Origin of the sequence: Bacillus pumilus (genome assembly GCF_900186955.1) — a bacterium.
GTDB lineage: Bacteria > Bacillota > Bacilli > Bacillales > Bacillaceae > Bacillus > Bacillus pumilus.
The window spans coordinates 3,695,037-3,718,705 of the sequence record NZ_LT906438.1 but is presented as its reverse complement, the minus strand read 5'-3'; the positions used below and the strand labels follow the sequence as shown (position 1 = coordinate 3,718,705).

The window sequence follows — 23,669 nt, the reverse complement described above, 5'->3', positions numbered from 1 at the left end:
GCGGTCTAGTTCAAGGTTACCCGTCACGTCTAACACCTACTTCATATAAAATTAGATCAACTACGGGCAGTTTGATAGACTACCCGCATTTGATGGTTATTTGGAGTGATTTGCTTTAATTTGAGAGTCGATTTGATTGACCGCATCATCAAGTGCCTTTTTCACATCTGTACGACCAGTTGCAATCAGTCCTAATGCACTATCAATCGGCTTCCACACCTCTTCCATTTCAGGATTGTTCGGTGTCAGTGTGGCGTATTTCGTTTGTTTAGAAACAGCATCCGCATTTGCGTTTTCCGTAATGATTGGATCTTTCATCAGTTTTTTCACTGGTGGAATTTCCTCTGTTAATTCAAAGCGCTTCTTTGAATTTTTTTCGTTCGTGATAAATTCAACAAATTTCTCAGCAAGTTCTTTATTTTTAGAATAAGAGGAGACGTTGTAGCTTTTTACACCTAAAAATGAGCTCATATGTTTTCCGTTAGGGAGTGTTGGCAGCTCAGCCACACCATAGTCAATACCCGCCTCTTTATATGGACCAAATGACCAAGGACCAGAAATGACGGCTGCTGCTTTTTTCTCTGTAAATAAGGAGTTGAGGACATTGATTCCTTGTTCACCAATGATGCCTTTCGGGAAAAGTCCTTCGCTAAAGAATTTTTGAATGTATTCTCCGCCTTGGATGGCGCCATCGTTTTTCAAACCAATGTCATTAACATCATAAGAGCCATCGCTTTTCTGCTTGAAAATATAGCCCCCAGATCCGCCTAAAACACTTTGCGCATAGTAAATTTCATCCCATTTCGCAACAAAACCGTACTTTCCGTCTTTTGTCAGCTTTTTCGAAAGATCATACCAGCCATCAAGTGTCGTTGGTGCCTTTTTGACAAGATCTTTGTTATAAAAAAGGACAGTGGTTTCAACGGATTTTGGCAGACCATACAGTTTTCCATCTACCGTTTGTGATTGAATCGATTCGTCTGTGAAGGAGTTGATCACTTTTTGATCTGGCTTGATTTCTTGTAATAGCCCCTCAGTGACAGCTGATCCAATTTGATTGTGAGGCATCGTGATGACGTCTGGACCTGTCCCAGCTGCTCCATCTAGACGGAGAGCTTCGATTTGGTCGGCATAAGCTTTTTCGACCACTTTGATTTTCACATCATGTTGTTTTTCGAATTCTTTTACAGCGTCTTGAATCCCCTCAGTTTTTTTGACATCCTCCCACACTAGTAAGGTCTTTGTACCTGTAGATGCTGGCTGTGTTCCGCTTGAATTGTCATCTCCCGGTCCGCAAGCTGAAAGCAGAAGAACAGCAGTCCCAACGACTGCTGATAATGTCGCCCATTTTCCCTTTTTCATTCGTAATCCCCTCTCGTTCTTTTTTCACAGATGATAAGAAAACGCTTTCTTAATGTGAGAATATCAACTTGAGTAAAAAAAGTAAACATATTTTATTAAATTTATTAAGTAAAATTTTTTACTGATGTAGAGAGAAAAGAAAGCCCTCCACATTGGACGGGGCTTCCGGTTGTTTATATCGTACTTTTTCGAAAGACAGGTTCTGAGGCAATCAGCACAGTTTTCGGTAATGTTCTGCCGTCTACAAGTCTTTCTAACAGTAAATCAACTGCTGTTTCACAAAGTAAAGACGTGTGGATATGATACGTGGTGAGCGGCGGTGACACATATTGAGACACATGAATATCGTTGATACTAAAGACGCTCACGCGGTTCGGCAGAGAAAATCCTCGCTCGTTTAATGCTTGTAAGCAGCCGATGGCAAGAGGATCACTAGCGACACAAAAAGCGGTGGGCAGGTCATCACCAAGCTCATCAATCGCCTTCATCATCAGCGCATAGCCTTCATCTACTGAGAAATGATGACCGACATAGACCAAACGCTCATTAAGGACATTGTGAGCCATCATATATTCACGGAAAGTCGTTTCGCGAATATCTGGAATATGCACATTCGTATTCAGATCAATGTCTGTGCCGCCAACGAATCCAATGGATGTGTGTTCTTTTTCAATAAAAGAATCGATGATCTTTTCAACAATTCGTTTCAGGTTTGGCTTTACTGAATCAAAACGGTCTTCATCTGGTGACGTATCAATAAAAACGATATGTTGGGTGATCGCATATAACTGGTCAAGCTCTGACTTTTTAAATCGGCCGATGGCGATAATCCCTTCTGTAGAAGAATCAATGGAGTGAAGCCCATCAGATGGATTGTAAGCGGTGACATTTAAACTCCGAGTATTCGTAAGTTCCTCAACGCCTAGACGAATGGATTTAAAATAAATATCTTCAAGCTCTTCCTTTTCGGTCATCCAATAGAGAAAGGCGATTTTTTTTAATGAATGTTTGAAAGTTTTCTTTTGATAGGACAAAGCTTCAGCGGCGGCGTATACTTTCTCACGTGTTTGATCCGTGACAGATAGGTTGGGATCTTGGTTCAGTACGCGAGATACAGTCGCAATGGATAATCCAGCTTTTTCAGCAATGTCCTTTATTTTAGCTGCCAAATCAGCACCTCCTATAGAAAATATCTCCTTCTAGTATAGAGTCTTTAAAAAAATTAGTAAATATTTTTATTAAATTGTTTTCAGTTAAGCGCTTCTTTACGCACTGGGAAGGAATTAGTAAGATATATATATGAAAGGTTTTGGATTAAGATTTCTGATAGGAGAGGGACCGATGTATTACGATGCACTGAAGACATTTGTGACAGTTGTGGAAGAGAAAAACTTTACAAAGGCAGCCCAAAAGCTGCGGATTTCTCAGCCAAGTGTCAGTCTTCATATTAAGAACTTGGAGCAGGAATTCCAGACCGTTCTGCTGAATCGTTCGCCAAAGCAACTAACTGTTACACCAACTGGGGATATGCTGTACCATCGATCAAAACAAATCATTCGTTTATATGAACAGGCGAAGCAGGATATTTATGAGCATCATCATCTGGCAAGAGGGAAGCTGACAATCGGGGCGAGTTTTACCATTGGAGAGTACGTGCTGCCGCAAATATTGGCAGAGTTTCATCAGCTCTATCCGCATGTGGACATTGAGGTGGTCATTGATAACACAGAGGCGATCGCCAGTCATGTCCGCTTATTCCATGTCGACATCGGTTTGATCGAAGGACAGACGAATGACAAAGAACTGACAGTAGAAACTTTCCTAGAAGATGAGCTCTATATCGTCGCGCCATTAGATCACCCCTTTGCTAAGAAAAAGGATGTCACGATTGATCAACTGCAAAACGAAACATGGATCACGAGAGAAGAGGGATCAGGTACCGGGGAATACTTACAGCACGTCCTGAAATCAAATGGACTGAAAGCACGGACATTTGTGACGTTTAGCAGCAATCAAGCGATTAAAGAGGCTGTGATTCATGGAATGGGGCTTTCTGTTTTATCTAAATATGTCCTCCAACGAGGCAGCATTGGCGGTGAATTGGCTGTCATTTCTGTGAGAGGAATGGATTTTAAACGAAAATTTTCCTATGTCGAGTCACCGATGACAGGGGGAAATAAAAATAAAGAATTGCTCGTTGAATTGTTAAGGAAAGAGAGAAAAGACGCTTCTCCTCAATAGGAGAAACGTCTTTTTTATAATCCTTTAATGTTTATCTCATCAACTGGAAGGAAGATTTCACCCGTATCTGTGTATTTCATGGTGACCTGATCGCCTTCTTTTAAATAAATGACGAGAGGTTCTTTTTCAGATGACATGGTGTAGCTTTTCCCATCGTCTAGCAGGAAGGTGACGGTTGTATAATCACCGGTCTTTTCTTTATACACTCGTTTGACTTTCCCTGTAGTTTCTTTCTTTTCCTGCTTAGAGGAACTGTTAACGGTACCGCCGCCTTTTTGCAGAGCTGTCTTATAGGCTCTCAGTGCTTCGTTTGGTGTTGAAGCGTACGCAGCGATTTCAGGATTGGCTGCCGAAACGATAAAGTAGTTTTGCAGGAATCCATTTGAATCCAGAACCGGCGTGAGCCAGCTGGCTTCTCCATAGAAATTATACAGAATCGGCATACGGCCTTTCCATTTCTTTTCGATGAAACGTTTCTCAATAATTTGCAGAGCGCCTTGAGAATCCATGTAGGACGCTTCAAGATTTCCGGTATAATAAGTCGCTTTTCCTGTCCGGGCATTTGTCAGGGCATACCCAAGCATCGAGTCAACACCCTCTTTCGGACTGGTGAAATCTGTGAAGTAGTACATATCTCCTTTTGCATCAAACACCGGACTCACATTGGCTTCTGTTCCTTCATCTGAAGGCAGCTTTACATCTGACTTTCCAAACATACTATTCCAGAACCCGTGAATATAGTTTCCGAAATAACTGTTTTGCAGACTAACGGCCTCTGGTGAAACAGCACCATCGATAAAGGCAGGTACTTGATCTAAAGAGTATTTCTTCGTTGCGCCAGTTTTGGCATCAACAACGACAACACCTGACGCTTTAAAGCCGTTTCGGGCAGAGATGAAATCGCCAAATGTTCGAATGTAATAAGGCTTGCCATCATCATTGATTTCCAGCTGTGTATCTCCGTAGAAAATCAAATCAGGGTATTGAAGGCGAATATGCCGCTCAATTTCTTTGTTGAAATAAGAGGAAGGCGTGTAGACCATCTCTGTTTTCACAAACTTTGGATTGGCAGATGAGTCGGTCGCACTTAAAGTAAAGTAACCCGGCGTACTCCCTGAACGAATCCATTTAAAGAAATCCGAGAATTCCACTGGGGCGATGTACACATACTCACCGTTGACCTTCTGGATTTGCAGGCTGCCAAGTTCATAGTAGCTTGTGTTTGGAACCTGTCCGAACGATTTCTTCATTTTGTTCCGAGCAAATTGAGGCGGTACACTTGCAGGTGTTTCCGTCTCATCAAACGCTTTGATTTCCACTTTTTGTTCCATTTTGGAGACATCAAATTTCTCATTCGCATTGAATAGAAAAGCTGTCGCCATATAAACACCGAGCAGTAATAAAATAAGAAACAGCACGCCTTTGATCTTACGCTCCAGCCCAACTGATAAAAAGGCGCCTGCTGCTGTCACAACAAGTCCAATCAACCAGAGGGATGAAGGGTTACGATCCAAATTGGTCATATAATAGAAAACAAAAATACCGACCATGAACAGTAAAGCAAGGCCTGCAATCCACATAAGCGGAACCTGCTGTTCTGTTCCTTTCTTTCTAACGATCAACTTGAGTGGTGTGAGCAAGAGGGTCAAGACAAGACCGATCACAACCGAAAATAACAAAATATATCCCACAAACAGATCTCCTTTCAAATCAATCACTCTTTTAGTATATACGAGTGAGATGGGGAAAAGATTCATAAGACGGAAGGTTCATCTAAATGCCAATCGAGTCGATGGCGGATTGAACATCTTCTTTCAGTTCGTAAAACTTGAGTCTTTGCTCGATTTTCTCTGTTAAGGCGTCAATGGCTTGTCCAGACATATGCGTATGGATGCGCTTTTGATGTTTATACACTTTGTTCTGAAGTTCATCAATTAGATCTAAAATTTTTCCCGCTTCTTGGCGGTCTTCTGCAAATTCATGTTGAAGCTGATGCCGGATGGCTCTGATTAGCGCTGTTTTCTGTTCTTCTTTGATCTTTGCTTTCAAAGCAGCCAGCTCTGCTGGTGTCATGTCTTCAGTGTGAAAGTTTGTTTGAGAAAAGACGGAGCTTGATGTATGCGTATCTGTCATTCGTTGCAAAAAACGGTCTGCATCTGTTGGTTGTTTCTTTGAAAATTCCATTCCTCGTTCTCCTTAAGAAATGCCCATATTCTTTGCCAGGGCTGTATCTGCATCATGGTATTCTTTTCCTAGCTGGCTCATATCATCTGATATTGAGTCCAGCCACCTTTTTATATTCATCGCGCTATCAATCGCTGTATCATACTCTTTGACGGAATAGAACTCATTCTCAAGTCCCTCCGTTTTTAAGTGGCGAATTACAGCATCCACATCTGATGCCGTCAGCTGGTCATACGAACCAAAACCGACAATTTGTTTGTATCTCGAACGAACTCGTTCTACCGATTGATCCACTTTGTCATCGAGTTTCTCGATTTTGCGAATAATTTGCTGCATATGGTGCTCGGCATATGTCGAGAATTTACGACCTGTGTTCATGAGAACATGCGACTTGATTAAAATCGCCACCACACTTTGCGGGTGAACATTCGACTGACTCAATTGATGTAACATGGCGGCAGTGAGAGAAGGGTTTTTTCTCAACATATCATCAATGGTTTCAACGGAGCCATCTGATGAAAAGGCATACCGATCTAAGCCATGGCTGCCAGCAAGGGCTTCAAGAAATAAATTCGCATCCAGTGAAGGATTCACACTCATTGCCCGATTGAGGAGATTTTTCATAAATTGGACGGCTTTGGAGGGATCCTCGGAGTAATCGACGCCTTCAGGTAAAGCGGCATCATACATCACTTTCACACGACCGATTTCTGTCGTATGTCGATTTAAAAGAGAAAGCCCGTCATTGAGATTGATATATTCTGTTAATCTACTACGGTAATCACCTTTTAATGCTTTGGCTTGGAGGCCGTCCGATAGATTGGGGTAAATATTCGGATTCTCAAAGGTGACCCCGCCTTTAATAAAATCATTTTTAACAAGAACATAGGACGCATTCGATCCGCCAAGTGAATGCCCTGTCACATACATCTTGGCATTTGGCATTTTCTTATGTATTTCTTTCGCATACCGATTCGCTTGAACCATTTGATTCTCTGCGCCATTTTCAAAGGGAATATTTTTAATCAGATACTTTGTATCCGAAACCATCCAATCTTGAACAATTTCATTTGTATAGGTGGTTGTGCCTGTTGTCATCTTAGTCGTCACTTCCTGTGAAGCCTTCGACCGACTAAAAGGAGGCAGCTTTGTCAAAATGGTAGAAAGAAGATCATCTGACTCTTTTTTTCCATGTTTTTTAATGGTATCTTTATATTGGCCTGCGCCAATCGGTTCAGAGCCACGGTAGGCGATGACTGCGTTTTTGATTTTGGTGAGGTCTCTTCCGCCATCGGAGCGATCAAAATCTTCTTCGGAAACGATAGTTAGTGCATTAAGACCTTTAGTTGTTTCTTTATAATCAATGACATACATGGTCTTATTTTTACTAATGTCTATTTCACTAGAAATTCTATAGTAATCTATTTTATAAGCCGCATTGGAAATAAGATTATAGTCTTTAGCAGAAAGTTCGTTTTGGGCTACTTTTTTAGACAAAATTGTCACTCCTGTAATATTTATCTTATATATTATATGATATTGTATGATAGATATCTATAAAAAGAGGATTAAAATCCTCTAGATTAACAAAGGTGGATTTATCTAATGAAAAACACAATCAAAGTTGTGATTATATTATTTACTATCGTTATTATTCTAATAGTTTCTCTTATTATCCAACAAGATAAGAAAGAAAAATCGAATGATTCAGGAGGGGAAACTGTTGTGAAAGAGAAAAATGATCAAGAAAAAGCAGAAGAGTTTGCAGAGAAGATGAAACCAAAAATCGAAGAAAGATTACATAAAAAAGATATCCATCATTTTATAGAAAAAATAACATTCAAAAAAAAGGTATCCATTAGTCCAATGGGATATGTAACAGTTGATGGTTATATAAATGATGATGCTGAAAAATTTTATTTCTCAGCATCCTTAATGCATAAATCTAACGAAATTGGTTCTATGAGCTTTTCCCCAGAGTTGTCATATCGTTTTAAAGACTGGAATAAATATAAAGATGAGCCTGAGATAAAAGAAAACTACCTTAATAGACTCTCTGAAAAAGAACGAGAGCAATATCTAAAGGACATTGGAGAAATAGAGTAAAACAGGTACTAGCTTACCTGTTTTTATTTGGGTTAAAGTTCATTAAGGAGTTTTGTCTTTATGAGAAATACATTGAAACTTTCTATTATAATTGTGGTCGTCATCGTCTCGGTAACTGTGTTCATTATAGAGTGCATTCAACAGAGTCTGTCAGATGATGTAGTGGAAGAGATGAGCGATCAAGAAAAAGCTGAAGAGTTCGCAGAAAAGATGAAACCAAAAATTGAAGAACGTTTACATGAAGAAGATATTCACAATTTTATCAAAACCATCACATTTAAAAAAAATGTATCTATAAGCCCTATGGGTTATGTCACAGTTGATGGATATATAAATAATGAGCCTGATAAATACCATTTTTCTGCATCATTAATATACAAATCTAATGAAATAGGTTCGATGAGTCATTCTCCTGACTTATCAGATCGCTTTATAGACTGGGATGAATATAAAGATGAACCTAAAGTTAAAGAGGATTATCTTAAAAGCTTCACCGAAAAAGAACGCGAACAATATCTGAAAGACTGGAGAAAAAGAGTAATAAGATCAACCTGCTAATATTCCCTAAATCGTTGAAAAAGGAATATGCTATCATTCCTCTAACAACACTTTCAAATAAGGGAGAGATTTCAATCATGGCAAATAAAAAGAAATTGATCTTGGACGTAGACACTGGAATCGATGATGCCATCGGGATATTGCTTGCAGTGAAAAGTAATCGGTTTGATATGTTGGGGATTACAACGGTGTGTGGGAATGTGTCTGTCGATGCGGCTACATTGAATACGTGTAAAGTGCTTGAGCTGGTTGAGGCAGATAATATTCCTGTCATCAAAGGTTCAGCAACTCCTCTTTTAAGAGCGCCCCATTATGAACATCGGGTGCACGGCGAGGATGGGATTGGCGGTGCTTTAAAGGATGCTCAGCCTAAGATCGACCAAGTGATACAGTATTCGAAGCAGGTTACGCTTGTGTTGACAGGGCCTTTAACGAATTTAGCCCTTGCAGTGAAAAAGTGTCCTGAGCTGATTCTTCACGTGAATGAAGTCATTTTTATGGGTGGTGTCGTTGAGGGACAGGGGAATGTCACGCCGGTAGCGGAATTTAATACATATGCAGACCCAGAAGCGGCGAAGTTAGTGCTGGATGCAGGGTTCCCTTCATTGACTCAAGTAGGATTAGATGTCACGAGACAGGTCTTGCTTACGGATGAAAGAATTGATGCGATTCAGAATGAAACGTTGGCCCATTATATTAGAGAGAGTACAAGCATTTACTGCCAGCGCTATTTTGAACGAAATGGTGTGTGGGCGTGTGCCATGCATGATCCGCTTGCTGTAAGTCTTGCCATTGACAAGCAGCTCGTGAGCACACAGGCTTTTCATGTGGACGTCGAGACGAAGAGTGAGTTTTGTGATGGACAGATGATCTGTGATTTTCAGCATCAATGGGAGAAAGAGCGCAACGTTCAAGTGTGTATGGATGTAAATGCTGACGCTTTCTTTGATTTATTGATCAACACAATGAATGCTTAAAAAAGAAGTCTGTGCAAACAGGCTTCTTTTTTATAAGATGGGAACATGAGGAAATGTATGCGTTCACATGAATAAGGGAGGAGTGAAGTCAATTGGCTTCTGTTAGTTTAAGTAGTATTGAAAAAATACGAGCAGCAAGCAGAGGATTGCCGCCAAAGCTCAAAGCAATTGCAGAGCATATTACGAGTGAGCCCCGCGACATCATCCATTTGTCTATTGTCGAGCTTGCGAAAAAAACTGCAAGCTCAGAGGCAACGATTTTTCGTCTTTGTAAAAGGCTTGGATTTGAGGGATTTCAAGATTTGAAGATTACTATTGCCCAGGAAATAGACCAAACAAAGCCTAATTATGTAGATGAAGAAATGAGTCTTGATGATGATATGGCTATTTTTATGCAAAAGGTTTTTCAGACGAATATATCCGCTTTAAAGGATAGCTTTCAATTGTTGAATCCAGAGGATGTAGAAAAGGCCATACAAATCATTCATGAAGCAAAACGCTTAGAGTTTTATGGAAGTGGTGGGTCTGGCCTCATTGCGACTGACGCTTTTCATAAATTTATGAGGACAGGCATCAACTGTATTGTTCACACAGATTCTCACTTTCAAGCGATGTCTGCTGGTCTTCTTGATCAGCACAGTACAGTGATCGGTATATCTCATTCTGGACGAAATAAAGATTTGCTCGATGCGATGAAAACAGCAAAGGGAAAAGGGGCAAAAACCATCGGTATTACAAGCTATCAGCGCTCACCATTGAGTCAGCTTGCAGATGTCACGTTGTATACTGCGACACAAGAAACAGCTTTTCGAACAGAAGCGATGTCCGCAAGACTTGCTCAGCTGACGGTCATTGACGTTCTATATTTTGCACTTGCTCACTTAAGGCAGCAGGAAACAATAACAAATTTAAAGCAAATGCGAGAAACCATTTCACAAAAAAGGGTGTGATGATTCCAAAAATAAATTTTTCTGATAATGAAAAATGCTGATGTGGTAACGTTTGTGAGCTTTTTAGTGAAAATAATTTTCTTTTCGGTCGTTGAATGTCGAAAAAATTATTTTTATAATGGGATTTAACAGGCAATTCAAAAACTACATATGTGACTTCAAATCAATGATTGGGCGTGATACAGATGAAGGGGAACCAGGCGGTAATTGGTTTGGATATTGGAACAACAAGTACAAAGGCGGTTCTGTTTGGACCTCAGGGGAAGGTATTAGCGAAGCATTCAGTTCCTTATGAGCTCATTCAGCCCCAGCCAGCATGGGTTGAGCAGGATCCTGAAAAGATATTAGAAGCCGTCATTGCGAGTGTAAGAGGTGCATTGACGAAAGCAGCATTTGATGAAGAAAATCTTATAGGCATCGGGATAAGTACAGCGATGCATTCCTTAATTGTGATGGATCAGGATGGAAAGACGCTAACGAACAGTATCATTTGGGCAGATAACAGAAGTGCAGAACAAGCGAAACGAATCAAATCAAATATGGATGGCTTCCACATTTATAAAAGGACAGGTACACCGATCCATCCAATGTCACCGCTTTCAAAAATACGTTGGATGAAAGAAATGGCACCTGATGTCTTCAAGAAGGCAGCAAAATTTATTTCGATCAAAGAATATATTCTTTATCATTTTTTCGGTCAGTATGTCGTCGATTATTCAATCGCTTCAGCAACGGGACTGTTCCAATTGGAAACGCTTCGATGGGATGAGAAGGCGCTTCGTATTGCTGGAATTGAAGCCTGTCAACTATCTGAACTTGTCCCAACGACATATCAACTGAAAGGACTTCAGCCAGAGATTGCACTGCGCATGGGCATTAAAGAAGATACACCATTTGTCATTGGTGCCAATGATGGTGTTCTAGCGAATTTAGGTGTGGGCGCGATTGGTCAAGGAGAGGTGGCTGTTACGATTGGGACAAGCGGTGCTGTCCGTACGGTTGTAGACAAACCAATTACAGATGAGCAATCAAGAACGTTCTGCTATGCCCTGACAGATAAGCATTGGGTTGTAGGAGGACCGACCAATAATGGCGGGATCATGCTGAGATGGCTGAAGGATGAATTCGGGTCATCAGAGGTGGAGGTAGCAAAGCGTCTAGGTGTGGACCCTTACGATCTGATGATGGATATCGCGGAAAAGGTTCCAGCTGGTTCTGAGGGTCTGCTGTTTCTGCCATTTTTATCAGGTGAGCGGGCACCTTATTGGAATCCAAATGCGAGAGGCACCTTCTTTGGAATCGGTCTTCAGCATAAGCGGGAGCATTTTATTAGAGCTGTGTTAGAAGGCGTCATTATGAGTGTTTTCTCGATCGGTGTTGCCTTAAGAGATTTAACCGGTTCAGCAAAGGATGTCAGAGCTTCGGGCGGATTTGCACGATCTCCGCTGTGGCGGCAAATTTTAGCGGATACGATGGGTAGAGAAGTGCTTGTTCCAGAAAGCTACGAGGCGTCAGCACTGGGGGCGGCTGTCCTTGCACTTTATAGTTTAGGTCATATGGAAGAGATAGAAGAGGTTCAAGAGTGGATTCGAATCTCTGCTCGTCATGAACCTAATATGAAGAACAATGAAACTTACATAGAGCTGTTTTATTTATATGAGCGCCTCTACGACAAACTGAAGGATGAATTTGATGTCATTAGTGCGCTGCAATTAAAACAAAATCGTTAAACATCAGGGAAAAGGTGGGAGAACATGCTTTTATTCATCGTGATTGCGGCGATTGTCCTTTTACTCATTCTCATTACAGTCGTTAAGTTGAATCCATTTGTGAGCTTAATTATTACTTCGATGCTAGTGGGCTTTGCGACGGGGATGGATTTGCAGGAAATCATTCAATCGATTAAAACGGGATTAGGCAATACGTTATCATTGCTGGCCATTGTTCTAGCGCTTGGTACCATGCTTGGGAAAATGATGGCTGAATCAGGGGGAGCAGAGCGAATAGCTCAAACTTTAATCGGCCGGTTTGGGACGAAGAATGTGCATTGGGCAATGATGTTTGTTGCTTTTATCGTGGGGATACCTGTCTTTTTCCAGGTCGGTTTCGTTCTTCTCATTCCTTTACTTTTTACAATTGCCATTGAAACAGGCATCTCGCTTGTGACCATTGGGATCTCGTTAATCGCTGGCTTGTCTGTCGTGCATGGGCTAGTCCCGCCTCATCCAGCGGCAATGGCAGCCGTTGGCATCTATCATGCCAACGTGGGGAAAACTATTTTCTTCTCTATTATTGTGGGATTGCCGACAGCGATTATTGCTGGCCCGCTGTACGGTAAGTGGATTGGAAAACGGATACATAAACCCGTTCCGGAGATGCTGAGAAAGCAATTCACTGAACGAAATGAAGATCGAAGGCTCCCCGGCTTTGCGAATACGATGTTTACCATATTGGTGCCGGTGATTCTGATGCTTCTTGCCACATTGGCGGACATTATCTTACCAGAGGACAATATGTGGTTCCAGGTATTCAAGTACATCGGAGATCCAATAACAGCACTGCTGATTGCAACAGTTTATTCATTTTTCAGTCTTGGCTTTATGCAAGGAATGAGCCGTGACCGGGTGCTTTCCTTTAGTAATGAGTGCTTAGGTCCGATCGCTTCCATCTTGCTTGTCATTGGAGCAGGAGGAGCTTTCAATAATGTGCTCATTGATTCAGGTGTCGGTGATTATATTGCAGATTTAGCCAAACACTCGCCGATTTCACCGATTTTGCTTAGCTGGCTGATTGCTGCAGTGATTCGTGTGGCAACAGGATCTGCGACGGTATCCATGATGACGGCAGCAGGTATTGTAGCACCAATTGCTGCAACTATGCCTGATGTGAGCAGGGAGCTGCTTGTGTTAGCAACAGGAGCAGGTTCATTAATTTTATCTCACGTCAATGACTCTGGTTTTTGGCTGATCAAGGAGTATTTTGGTATGACCATTAAAGAGACGTTTTTGACATGGACGGCTATGGAGACGATCATTTCCGTTAGTGCCATTGCATTTATTATGATCATTAATATGTTTATATAGCGAACAACAGCCTAGTTCTTTGGAATTGGGCTGTTTTTAATACCACTTTTTTCAGATTGGGGTAAAATAATGATATTGAAATGTGGGAGGCGGACACGATCGAACCATTAAAACATGTGTACAATGAATTATTTATCCAAGAATTAGCGGAGAAACTTACGCAGGCTTCAACTGTATTTGATGCTGAGCCATTCCAGCGGCTCGTATTTCAAGAGGATTGGCAGCAGCTTGAGTTAAAAGGACGGATGAGACGAGTCACTGAATCGATGCATGCCTGTCTACCAGAGGATTATGAGCAGGCAATTGAGGTACTGCGTCAGGCAGCCCCGCATTTTTCAGGGCTTAGTGCGCTCGTATTTCCAGACTACGTCGAGACGTATGGCCTTGCACACTGGGACCTCTCGATCAAGGCGCTCGAATTCTTCACACCCTTTTCCACTTCAGAATTTGCCGTTCGGCCATTTCTGATTCAAGATCAAGACAAAATGCTGGCGCAAATGCTCGTATGGTCTCAGGATCAAGATGAGCATTTGCGGAGGCTGGCTAGTGAAGGCTGCAGACCGCGTCTGCCATGGGGCTTATCTGTCCCTTCGCTTAAAAAGAATCCTTCGGTCACGCTGCCCATTTTGGAAAACTTGAAGGCAGACCCGTCGCGGTATGTGCAAAAAAGTGTAGCGAATCATTTAAATGATATTTCTGCAATTCAGCCAGATCTGATGAAGCAGACGGTTCAAAGCTGGTATGGAACCAACAAACATACGAACTGGATTGTCAAACATGCATCCCGTACTTTACTCAAAAAAGGAGATCCAGATATTATGGCGTTGTTTGGCTATGGGGACGATCCATCCGTTCAGGTAACGGATTTGAAGATCATACAAAACCCTATTCGGATCGGTGAGAAAATGACATTTCATTTTACCCTACAAGCCGATAAGCCGCTAAAGCTGCGTGTAGAGTATGCCATAGACTACGTCAAAGCTCGGGGGACCCGCAATCAAAAGGTATTTAAAATCACAGAGTTTGAAACAGACGCAACGTTACATAGAGAATTCGTCAGGTCACAGTCTTTTCAAAATATGACGACAAGAAAACACTATGAAGGAACCCATACATTAACAATCATCATCAACGGCATCCCGAAAGCGTCAGTTGATTTTGAAGTGACAGAAGACAGCAGCTCATGAAAAAAACCCGCCTCATTGGCGGGTTTTAGCGTTTAAGCCTTCTTTTTCATTAAGAATGAAGCGATGATGGCTGCGACTAAGAAACCGATGCTGATAATCGAGCTAGGCAAGTTTTCTTGTCTGAATAGAAACATCACAAAACTCACACTTAGTACAAGACCTGCAAATAAAGTCAAATACGGAAACAGCCACACCTTAAAATAGGGCTCCTGTGGATATTTCGGGCGAAGTTTCAGATGTGCCATGCAAATGCTAATCCAAATGAGTGAAACAGCAAAACCAGGAATAGCTAGCATATAACTGAAAATTTGCTCTGGGTATAAGTAAGCAAAGAATGTCCCGATGAGAAGAAACAGAACGGTCACCCATAAACTCAAAATGGGTACGCCTCTTTTATTGACCTGTGCCAGTTTTTTCGGACCGCCATCTGATTTAGAGAGAGAATGCATCATTCTCGTCGTTCCATAAATGCCAGAATTGGCCGCCGATAGAACGGCTGTAATCAATACGAAATTAATGAAGTGAGAGGCGCCTTGCATACCGGCTGCTGAAAAGACTTGAACAAATGGGCTGTTATTTGGATCAATTTGATTCCAAGGAATGAGTCCACAGATGATCAAAATCGGCAAAGTGTAAAATAAGATAATACGCCACATCATACTTTTAACAACACCAGGCAAGACCTTTTCGGCATCCTTTGTTTCTGTAATAGTCAGCCCGATCAATTCAGAGCCCCCGTAAGAGAAAATAACAACTAATAAAGAGGCAAAGATCGCACCCCATCCGTTCGGGACGAAGTTTTGATAGTTGGTGAGTGCAGATGTGCTTTGTTCGTTCGGAATGATCCCAAATAATAGGGCTGCACCAAGAATAATAAACACAATAATAACGAAAATCTTCATTCCAGCGAACCAAAACTCAATTTCACCAAAGTATTTTACATTATTTAAGTTAATTCCAATGACTAAGAGTGAGCAGAGTAAACATAGTGCCCATAGCGGCACGTTCGGTAACCAGTATTGAAGCAGGCTGCCTGCCGCAATAATCTCGATGACACACACAGTGAGCCACATGAAACAGTAAACCCAGCCGACGACAAATGAAAAACGTTGACCAAGCGCAATCTGTATCAGGTCGCGAAGGTTATTTCCTGGATAGACAATCGCCATTTCAGCTAAGGCTGCCATCACGATGAGCAATAATAATCCGGCAAATACATAGGAAAAGATGACCCCAGGACCTGCTAAACCGATTGTATCGGCACTTCCTTTAAAGATTCCTGTACCAATGACCCCGCCCAATGCAATCATGCGAATGTGACGCGGTGATAAAAGCTTTTTTAATTCTTGTTGTTCCTGATTCGCGCTCATGACGTTCTCCTTTTTTAAAAATGCTTATGTTCCATTTTCTTTTTTCGGGACGTCAGTGTCAATATAAAAAAAGAGATTTTTCAGACAAAAAAGTCGGTTGATTCTATCAAATGAGCCGTTTTCTTCCATAAGTCCTTTCTATGACCCATCCCCAAAATCTGAAACTTCGTGAAAAAATGAACATTTGCCTTCATTCTGACATAAACAATTTTCAGTTTTTGTCGATATATCAACTGTGTTACTAAAGTCCTAATAAAGAATTGTTTATAACTGTAAAATATTTCAAAAAAGCATGAAGAAATGAAAGGAGTTATGAAAGATGTTTATGAGAAAAGCAAATGATTCATCGTCGGGAACCCTTTTAAATGAGAGCAGTCGATTAGTAGAACGAATTGAGAAGGGAGACCTTTCAGCAAGAATAGATACTGCTGCATTCTCTTCAAGTCAAACGATTGAAGCAGTAGCCCAAATAAATGAAGCTTTGCAAAAGATGCAGGAAGTAAATGAAGATATTCAAATGCGGATGAATTTAGTGACAAAAGCCATTCAAGTTGGTTTATGGGATATGGTCGTTATCGCTGGAGATCCGGTCAATCCAAAAAATGAATTCACATGGACGGATGATTTCCGCAAAATGATCGGCTTTCAAAATGAGCACGATTTTCCAAATGTTTTAGACAGTTGGGCATCTCGAATCCACCCGGATGAACAAGAATATACCTTAAATGCATTCTCTTCGCATTTATTGGATCATTCGGGACGTACACCATATGATATCGAATATCGCTTGAAGTTGAAAAACGGAGATTATCGCTGGTTCAAAGCAACTGGCACGACCATTCGTGATCGAAATGGTGTCCCTCTTCGTGTGGCGGGAGCTCTTTTTGATATTCATGATCAGAAATTGAAAGAAGAAGAACTGCAAGCATTCGTGACGAGATATGACTTGATCAACCGTGCGCTTGTGGAGGCTCCTTGGGACATGGTCGTAGAGGCCGGCGATCCAGTCAATCCATACAATGAGTTCTGGTGGTCCCCGCAGTTCAGAAAAACGCTTGGTTTTACGGACGAAAAGGATTTCCCGAACGTATTAAGCAGCTGGAGCGACCGCCTGCATCCTGAGGATCAAGAAAAAGCTCTCCAAGCCTTTGCAGATCATTTAAATGATCACTCTGGACGCACACCATTTGATATTGATTACAGATTGCAGAGTAAAAATGGCGAGTATCGCTGGTATCATGCCGGTGGTGAAACCATTCGTGATGAAAAAGGTGTACCTCTTCGTGTGGCTGGAACCATTCGTGACATCACGTTAGAAAAAAACAAAGAGAAAACAGCCGATGAAATGGCTTCACAAGTAGAACAGCTTTCAAGTTCAATCAGCGAAATGGTATCAGGCATTAGCTCTGTGACAAATCAAGCACAGGAGCTGGCTGTCGCTCAAGAGCAGTCAACGTCTGCCGCACACTTAGCAAAAAATAGTGCAGATGAGACGAAAAATATTTCTGACTTGATTAAAGAAGTAGCGAACCAAACGAACCTGCTTGGTCTAAATGCTGCGATTGAGGCAGCGAGAGCTGGTGAGCAGGGACGAGGATTCTCGGTCGTTGCAGATGAAGTGCGTAAGCTGGCGCTTCATAGTGCCAATGCAACGGAGAATATCGAATCTAGTTTGACGGAAATGAAAACGCAAATTGATGAAATTCTTGAAAATATCTCGAATATGACAGCTCTTACGCAAACACAGGCTGCTTTAACAGAGCAAGTAAATGCTGCAGTTGATGAAGTGAACCACATGTCTCAGCGCCTTGTTGCCTATTCAAAGAGTATTTAATCGTCAAAACCGCCCTCTCATAAGAAGGCGGTTTTTTTCATTAAAATTGATCTGCTGGGAAAACAATACCTGCATCTTTTCTTGCAGCATCAAGGACTTTCATGACGGAGAGACTTTCATCGAGCCATGTATAGCACTGTTCATGATTATTTGTTTCAATGATGTGCTGAAAAGCCTCTGCTTCATAAAACAGGCGGTTTGAATTTGTTTGTGCATTGAGTGAGATTACCTGGTCATTCACATGAAGCAGCACTTCCTCGCAGCCATTCGCCCCATTTTTCACATGAATGAAGCCTTTTTCTCCTTGAATCAATGCAAAATTCATGCTGCTTGTATCCTTACTGCCGACACTTGTCGCAATGAAATCATTGTAGGTGAAAGTCAAAACACCAGATGTATCGATGCCATTGGGATGACGGTTTGCCTGGTAGCGGATCTGCTCCGGTGATCCGAAGAGATTCATGATGAAATGGACATTATAAATATTAATATCCATCAACGCTCCTCCTGAGAATTCAGGGTTAAAGACATTAGGCGTTTCGCCGGCTAGCAGCTGATTGTATTTGCTTGAATATTGACTATAGTTGCATTGAACCAGTTTGATTTTACCTAATTGATGAAGGTGTTTTTTGATTAAATGATAGTTTGGCATATGAACGGTCGTAATGGCTTCAAATAGGAGAAGCTGCTTTTCCTTTGCGAGTGCGATTAAGGCTTCCAGCTCTTTGACATTAGAGGTGAAAGGTTTTTCGCAAATCACATGTTTTCCGTTTCTTAATGCGGCCGTGGCATGCTCGCTATGTAATCGATTCGGTGATGCAATATAAACAGCGTCAATGTTTGGATCTTCTAGCATAGCCATTAAATCCGTATAAGTCGTTTTTACACCAAATTGGTCTGCGAGCTTCTTTGCCGTTGCTTCCTTTCTTGAATAGACGGCATGACAAGAAGCGCCATCAAGCTGTTCAATCGCTTGCAAGAAGCTTTCCACAATCACACCTGTTCCAATGGTTGCAATGTTCATTCTATTCAAAACCCCTTCCACTCGTTTGATATCAAGTAAAGCTGTCTCTAGTATAACTGATGTTTGAATCGTACGCGCACTTGAGACCTGGGCGTAGAGGGGCGCCAGTGGCAAACACTGGCACATCTTTGGCAACCCTTACAATTAGCTGATGTTCGCTAATGTTTGTTTTGTTAATAATTGAATGGCAGCTTTCCTCTTCTTTAACTCTTGAATGGAGTGTTGAATATCCTCAACTTTTTGTTCGAGCAGCTGTTCAGCTTCTGTCTTTGATTGTTTTTCAAATAGCGATTTAATAATTTCACGAATTTCTTTGAGTGAGAAATCTAGCTTTCTTGCTTCTGTGATAAAGGATAGCATGAGTACATATTTTTTATCATATAAACGATAGCCGTTATGTGCTCTCTTTGGTTCGGGGAGCACACCCTCATTTTCATAAAAACGAATGGTTTCAATATGCACACCAGACATTTTTGACAATTTACCTCTAGTAAACGTAAGCATTCCCTGCACCTCCTTTCTTTGCTATCCATCATACAATTAGATTTGCTAGTTTCAAAATATTCAGTGGTGAACATTTGTCTTCATTTTCCCGTTGGAAAAGGGTAGAAACTCTATTTAAAGCAGGATGAATAGAATACGATATAATAGAGAAGGCATATGACAATTTTGTTACAGTGAGAACAAGTAGACAGCGTGATGAAAAAACGATAGGCTAAAATAGGTAAATAGTAATGATATAACCTGTCATCATATAGATGATGGCTCAAAATAGTGCAGCACGTTTTTTGCTGAGAAAAGGGGACCAGTGAATGTATAAATTAGTTGCAATTGATATGGATGGTACGTTATTAAATGATCAACATATGGTGCCGGATGAGGTGTTTGAAGCCATTCAACAGGCGAAAGCAGAGGGCGTTAAAATTGTGTTATGTACAGGACGGCCTATTGGCGGAGTGAATCGCTATTTAGATGATCTTCAGCTTAATCAAGAGGGAGATTATGTGATTGCCTATAATGGGGCGCTCGTCCAAAACAGTCACACAAATGAAGTGGTGTCAGAACTGACGTTATCCTATGAGGATTTAACTTCTTTATATAAGCTGAGCCGTGAGCTCGATACACCGATGCATTATTTCGATTCCGCTCATTTGTACACACCGAATCGTGATATTAGTGAGTACACAGTACTTGAATCTTATTTAACAAAGCTGCCGCTTAAATATTTACCTGTTGAAGAGGCAGATCCTTCAATGAGACTTCCGAAAATGATGTATATTGATCAGCCAGAACGGTTGGAAAAGACGATACAAGCCATTCCATCTGAAGTAAAAGACAAGTACATGATGGTGAAAAGTACAGATTTCTTCCTTGAAATCCTGCATCCTGAAGTCAGCAAAGGGAATGCCGTGAAGCTTCTAGCGAAAGAACTGGGGATTGCTCGTGAAGAGGTCATGGCCATTGGTGACAATGGGAACGACGTATCGATGCTGGAATTTGCGGGCTGTGGTGTTGCCATGGGAAATGCCATTGATGATGTCAAAGCAGTAGCGGATGTTGTGACAAAGTCCAATAATGAAGCCGGCGTTGCACATGTCCTGCATGAGTTAGTTTTAGGGAAATAAACGAAAAAGCGGTCTACCAGTGAGGTAGCCGCTTTTTTATATGTGAGAGAAAAAGTAAACAAGCATCCGTCTGCTGCTCAAATTTGTCTTTTGTAGCATCGCCTTCACATGATCATGGACGGTATGGGTTGAAATAAATAAAGTGCTGGCAATTTCCTTTGTAGACTGTCCTTTTAATAAGCAGTCGAGGACGTTCATCTCTCTTTCTGTCAGCTTGTACGTTTTTGCCGCATAAGGAAGAATATCATTGGTTTGGGCTCTCTTGATGTGAATCATGACAGCCTCTTCCTGACCGGCTGCCTGCGCTAATCGAAATGCTTGAAGCGAGAGGAACAGCCCCGTAGGCAATCTCGTCATGCTTGCCGCTGTTTGGTCGATGCCACCGTATAAAAGTTTTGCCCCTAATGCTCTAAACGGGCGCGGCATAACCGCCCTGTCATGGATTTGTTCAAAGACTTGAAACGTCTGAAGCCAATGAAGACCCGTCTCATTTCCATAAAGAAGGTTGTAATCGTGCGAGAGAATGAGGAAGCCCTGCTGCTCCGCCGCCGCGTCCTCTTCGGTATCTCTTTTCCTGAAAAGTTCATCTCTCAGCTTGGCTGCGAGTCTAGGCGTTTGTTCGATGACCGCTCGAATATCTTGTTCTTGAAAAGGTTCCTTGTTCTTTAGACGATAGAGGCTGGCAATGCCCCAGCATTCTCCTTGAATCACAAGAGCTGCCCGCAATTCATCAGACCATCCTTTAGGTAACAAAATGTCTTGGTAGCGCTCACTGTTGAGATATTCTCCGCTTTGGACTAGGCTCGCAGCATGAACGGGGCCTTTGGCTAGAGACTCATGCTGATGTACGTCCTTTTTTAAGAACTCATTTTGAAACAGCTGGTCATGAATGTCTTCAATCGGTTCATCTGTGAAGGAACCTGTCGAGAGGAGAGTGGCTGGATCGATGGTCGTGATACAGGCGGCATCAAAATCAAGGACGGTAGCAAGCTCGTCCCGAATGTGTTGTCTCAGCTGCTGAAAATGAGTGGCTGGATTGGTCACATGATCTCCTCCTCAAAAATCCCCACTTTTAGGGATCGTGTTTTCTGGTGTCTCTTTTTACAATAAAGAGGTCATACCATTAGTGTACAGGAAACGATGTAAAAGCGGAAAGGAACTGGAGGAGAAGGACATGAAAGGAAACCAGCATTGGCACGATCCCGTTGCTGAGTCATATGCAGCGACGATTGCCTATAAAGTACCCGGCTATCAGCTATTGCATGAATTGACAATAGACGTATTAGAAACTGAATTAAAGGGAGCGGCTTCCCGCATCCTGACTGTTGGAGCGGGCGGGGGTGAAGAGATCATCAATATGCTTCAAAGAAAAGAAGACTGGCTCATCACAGGGGTCGATCCGTCACCTTCTATGCTGGACATGGCGAAACAGCGAGTTGCACAGCTTGAGATGGAATCGCGTGTCACATGGCATGAGGCCTCATTAGATAAGGTTTCAGCTGAACCTGTTTACGATGCAGCGGTGAGCTTGCTTGTGATTCATTTTATAGAAAAGCGCCAGCTCTTTTTAGAAGAGATTGCCCGCAGGCTTCAACCAGATGCGCCGTTTATGTTGGCATTTATACAGGGAGAGATGAAGTCCCAAGCATTTCAACAGGAGCTTCACATGCTTTCTCTTTTCATGCAGCGGCAAGGTCTAGAAAAAGAAGTGTTTACGTCCTTTAAAGACAGGCTGGGAAGCGCGACACACCCTGTTCCCGAGGAAGAGATAAAAGAGCATTTAATCAAAGCAGGATTTGAAGACATCAGACCTTATTTTCAGGCAGGAATGATTAAGGGGCTTGTTTGCAAGCGAGGTCGTAGAGAGGCGGATAAGAAATGAGATCACAGGTGATGGTGATAGGCGGCTATGGACATGTTGGACAGCAAATATGTCTTGAGCTAAGCGAAGTGTATCCCGGACAAATTGTAGCGGCAGGCAGAAGCTATGAGAAAGCTGAGAAATTTTCACGCCAGACAAAAGGGAAAGTTCTTCCCTATCAACTAGATGTCAGTGAGCCGTTATTTTCGGACTGGGTGGATCAAACAAAACTGGTGATCATGTGCCTTGATCAAGAAGACCCGTCATTTGCTGAAACAGTTCTGCGGTCAGGCATTGATTATATAGATATCTCTGCGAAAGGGGCGTACATGGAACAGATGGCAAAGCTGGATCACCAGCACACCAGTGCAACGGCTTTACTCAGCGTCGGGCTTGCGCCTGGCCTTACGAATTTATTGGCAGGGAAAGCAGCATCTATGCTCTCATCAGTGAATCAAATAGATATAGGGATTATGCTTGGATTGGGTGATCAGCATGGAAAAGCCGCCATTGAATGGACGCTTGACAATGTCCATACTGACTATGTGGTTACTGAGCATCATCAGCGTAAAAGAGTCAAAAGCTTTACTGGAGGCAAGCGTATAGATTTTGGTGTGAAACTTGGAAAGCGGCAAGCCTATCAGTTCCCCTTCTCTGATCAGCAGACATTGCCTTTGACGCTCAGCGTGCCTTCTGTGACAACAAGGATTTGTTTTGATTCTCGCGCGGCAACGCGGGCATTTGCCTTCACAAGGAGCCTTGGAATGACGTCCCTTCTCACTGTGCCGAAAATCAAGGAACGAGCCATTTCTATGATTCAATCTGCTCAAATGGGAACAGATCAATATGCATTGAAAGTGGAGGCGACAGGAATGGAGAGGAACAAGATTCATCAAGTAGCACTTGGAATCAAAGGGCATGATGAGTCTCAAGCAACAGCTCAAGTCGCCTCTGCTGCGGCACTGCATTTATTGGGCAGGCGCTTTCAGACAGGTGTGTTTCATATCGAACAATTATTTTCATTAGCGTATGAGAATGGTGATTTTGCGTTGGTGGATCAAAAAACGAAGGAAAAGCGTGTGTTAGCGCTGAAAGCCAGCCTTTTAACGGCATAAAAGAAGACTAGCAGGATGTTAGTCTTAGATTGTTGACAAAGTGCTAAAATGATGTTTATTTTAGCACTTTGTCTTCTTTTCAGCGTGATAGAAAACCTTTGAAGTCTAGGAAGGGCAGCTACTTTTGCGGAGCGAATTGAACATTCGTGAGCACCAGCGCGCAGACCTAACAACGAATGCGAGAGTTTGTCT

General features: G+C 42.0%; 20 protein-coding genes and 1 pseudogene. 12 read left to right on the top strand and 9 right to left on the bottom strand.

Annotation, left to right across the window (positions count from 1 at the left end):
• Positions 1-96 precede the first annotated feature (96 nt).
• Both CKW02_RS19425 and CKW02_RS19420 read right to left on the bottom strand, forming a co-directional pair.
• A complete protein-coding gene (locus CKW02_RS19425) occupies positions 97-1,362 on the bottom strand; it encodes a galactooligosaccharide ABC transporter substrate-binding protein GanS (protein ID WP_003215045.1) in 1,266 nt (421 codons plus the stop codon).
• 173 nt (positions 1,363-1,535) lie between these two features.
• Positions 1,536-2,531: a LacI family DNA-binding transcriptional regulator gene (locus tag CKW02_RS19420; protein WP_003215127.1), complete on the bottom strand. Its 996-nt coding sequence runs from the start codon at positions 2,529-2,531 to the stop codon at positions 1,536-1,538.
• A 172-nt stretch (positions 2,532-2,703) separates the two neighbouring features.
• Here CKW02_RS19420 and CKW02_RS19415 point away from each other — a divergent pair, with 172 nt between their 5' ends.
• Complete coding sequence (locus CKW02_RS19415) at positions 2,704-3,603, top strand: LysR family transcriptional regulator (RefSeq protein ID WP_003214942.1); 900 nt, start codon at positions 2,704-2,706, stop codon at positions 3,601-3,603.
• A gap of 14 nt (positions 3,604-3,617) precedes the next feature.
• Here the strand turns inward: CKW02_RS19415 and CKW02_RS19410 are convergent, their stop codons facing one another.
• From CKW02_RS19410 to CKW02_RS19400, 3 genes are all read right to left on the bottom strand, one after another.
• Positions 3,618-5,294, bottom strand: a complete 1,677-nt coding sequence (locus CKW02_RS19410; protein WP_003214531.1) for a hypothetical protein — start codon at positions 5,292-5,294, stop codon at positions 3,618-3,620.
• Positions 5,295-5,376: 82 nt separating this feature from the next.
• Positions 5,377-5,787, bottom strand: a complete 411-nt coding sequence (locus tag CKW02_RS19405; protein ID WP_003215061.1) for a hypothetical protein — start codon at positions 5,785-5,787, stop codon at positions 5,377-5,379.
• Between the two features lie 12 nt (positions 5,788-5,799).
• The gene (locus CKW02_RS19400) at positions 5,800-7,284 is read right to left on the bottom strand and encodes a lipase family protein (RefSeq protein ID WP_003215088.1); all 1,485 of its coding nucleotides are present in this window, start codon (positions 7,282-7,284) and stop codon (positions 5,800-5,802) included.
• 108 nt (positions 7,285-7,392) lie between these two features.
• Between CKW02_RS19400 and CKW02_RS19395 the strand changes: the two genes are divergently transcribed.
• The 7 genes and pseudogenes from CKW02_RS19395 to CKW02_RS19365 all read left to right on the top strand — a co-directional run bounded on the left by CKW02_RS19395 (position 7,393) and on the right by CKW02_RS19365 (position 14,648).
• A complete protein-coding gene (locus CKW02_RS19395) occupies positions 7,393-7,893 on the top strand; it encodes a DUF1433 domain-containing protein (protein WP_034620291.1) in 501 nt (166 codons plus the stop codon).
• 60 nt (positions 7,894-7,953) lie between these two features.
• Positions 7,954-8,434: pseudogene (locus CKW02_RS19390) on the top strand (DUF1433 domain-containing protein).
• Positions 8,435-8,528: 94 nt separating this feature from the next.
• The gene (locus CKW02_RS19385) at positions 8,529-9,428 is read left to right on the top strand and encodes a nucleoside hydrolase (RefSeq protein ID WP_003215034.1); all 900 of its coding nucleotides are present in this window, start codon (positions 8,529-8,531) and stop codon (positions 9,426-9,428) included.
• A 92-nt stretch (positions 9,429-9,520) separates the two neighbouring features.
• Positions 9,521-10,378, top strand: coding sequence for a MurR/RpiR family transcriptional regulator (locus CKW02_RS19380; protein WP_003215096.1), 858 nt, complete (start codon positions 9,521-9,523; stop codon positions 10,376-10,378).
• Between the two features lie 185 nt (positions 10,379-10,563).
• On the top strand, positions 10,564-12,108 hold the full coding sequence (gene gntK / locus CKW02_RS19375) for a gluconokinase (RefSeq protein ID WP_034620290.1): 1,545 nt from the start codon (positions 10,564-10,566) through the stop codon (positions 12,106-12,108).
• Positions 12,109-12,132: 24 nt separating this feature from the next.
• Entirely contained in the window at positions 12,133-13,461 is a 1,329-nt protein-coding gene (locus tag CKW02_RS19370; RefSeq protein WP_003214692.1) for a GntP family permease, read from the top strand.
• A gap of 80 nt (positions 13,462-13,541) precedes the next feature.
• Positions 13,542-14,648, top strand: coding sequence for a DNA alkylation repair protein (locus CKW02_RS19365; protein ID WP_003215374.1), 1,107 nt, complete (start codon positions 13,542-13,544; stop codon positions 14,646-14,648).
• 32 nt (positions 14,649-14,680) lie between these two features.
• On the opposite strand, the gene CKW02_RS19360 is transcribed toward CKW02_RS19365, so the two are convergent.
• A complete protein-coding gene (locus CKW02_RS19360; RefSeq protein WP_003215349.1) occupies positions 14,681-16,018 on the bottom strand; it encodes an amino acid permease in 1,338 nt (445 codons plus the stop codon).
• Positions 16,019-16,337: 319 nt separating this feature from the next.
• Between CKW02_RS19360 and CKW02_RS19355 the strand changes: the two genes are divergently transcribed.
• Positions 16,338-17,852, top strand: a complete 1,515-nt coding sequence (locus tag CKW02_RS19355) for a methyl-accepting chemotaxis protein (RefSeq protein ID WP_003214957.1) — start codon at positions 16,338-16,340, stop codon at positions 17,850-17,852.
• A 40-nt stretch (positions 17,853-17,892) separates the two neighbouring features.
• Here CKW02_RS19355 and CKW02_RS19350 read toward each other — a convergent pair whose 3' ends face one another.
• Together CKW02_RS19350 and CKW02_RS19345 are read right to left on the bottom strand one after the other, a co-directional pair.
• The gene (locus CKW02_RS19350; RefSeq protein ID WP_003214773.1) at positions 17,893-18,876 is read right to left on the bottom strand and encodes a Gfo/Idh/MocA family protein; all 984 of its coding nucleotides are present in this window, start codon (positions 18,874-18,876) and stop codon (positions 17,893-17,895) included.
• Positions 18,877-19,020: 144 nt separating this feature from the next.
• On the bottom strand, positions 19,021-19,380 hold the full coding sequence (locus tag CKW02_RS19345; RefSeq protein ID WP_003215283.1) for a MerR family transcriptional regulator: 360 nt from the start codon (positions 19,378-19,380) through the stop codon (positions 19,021-19,023).
• Between the two features lie 308 nt (positions 19,381-19,688).
• On the opposite strand from CKW02_RS19345, the gene yidA reads away from it, so the two are divergent.
• Positions 19,689-20,501 carry a sugar-phosphatase gene (gene yidA, locus CKW02_RS19340; RefSeq protein WP_003215147.1) on the top strand — a complete coding sequence of 271 codons (813 nt, stop codon included), beginning with the start codon at positions 19,689-19,691 and terminating at the stop codon, positions 20,499-20,501.
• 36 nt (positions 20,502-20,537) lie between these two features.
• Here the strand turns inward: yidA and CKW02_RS19335 are convergent, their stop codons facing one another.
• On the bottom strand, positions 20,538-21,545 hold the full coding sequence (locus tag CKW02_RS19335) for a helix-turn-helix transcriptional regulator (RefSeq protein WP_003214914.1): 1,008 nt from the start codon (positions 21,543-21,545) through the stop codon (positions 20,538-20,540).
• Positions 21,546-21,675: 130 nt separating this feature from the next.
• Between CKW02_RS19335 and CKW02_RS19330 the strand changes: the two genes are divergently transcribed.
• Both CKW02_RS19330 and CKW02_RS19325 read left to right on the top strand, forming a co-directional pair.
• Positions 21,676-22,383 (top strand): class I SAM-dependent methyltransferase, encoded by a 708-nt coding sequence (locus CKW02_RS19330; protein ID WP_003214527.1) that lies wholly within the window; start codon positions 21,676-21,678, stop codon positions 22,381-22,383.
• On the top strand, positions 22,380-23,477 hold the full coding sequence (locus tag CKW02_RS19325; RefSeq protein ID WP_003215265.1) for a saccharopine dehydrogenase family protein: 1,098 nt from the start codon (positions 22,380-22,382) through the stop codon (positions 23,475-23,477). Before CKW02_RS19330 ends, CKW02_RS19325 begins: the two co-directional genes overlap by 4 nt.
• Positions 23,478-23,669 lie beyond the last annotated feature (192 nt).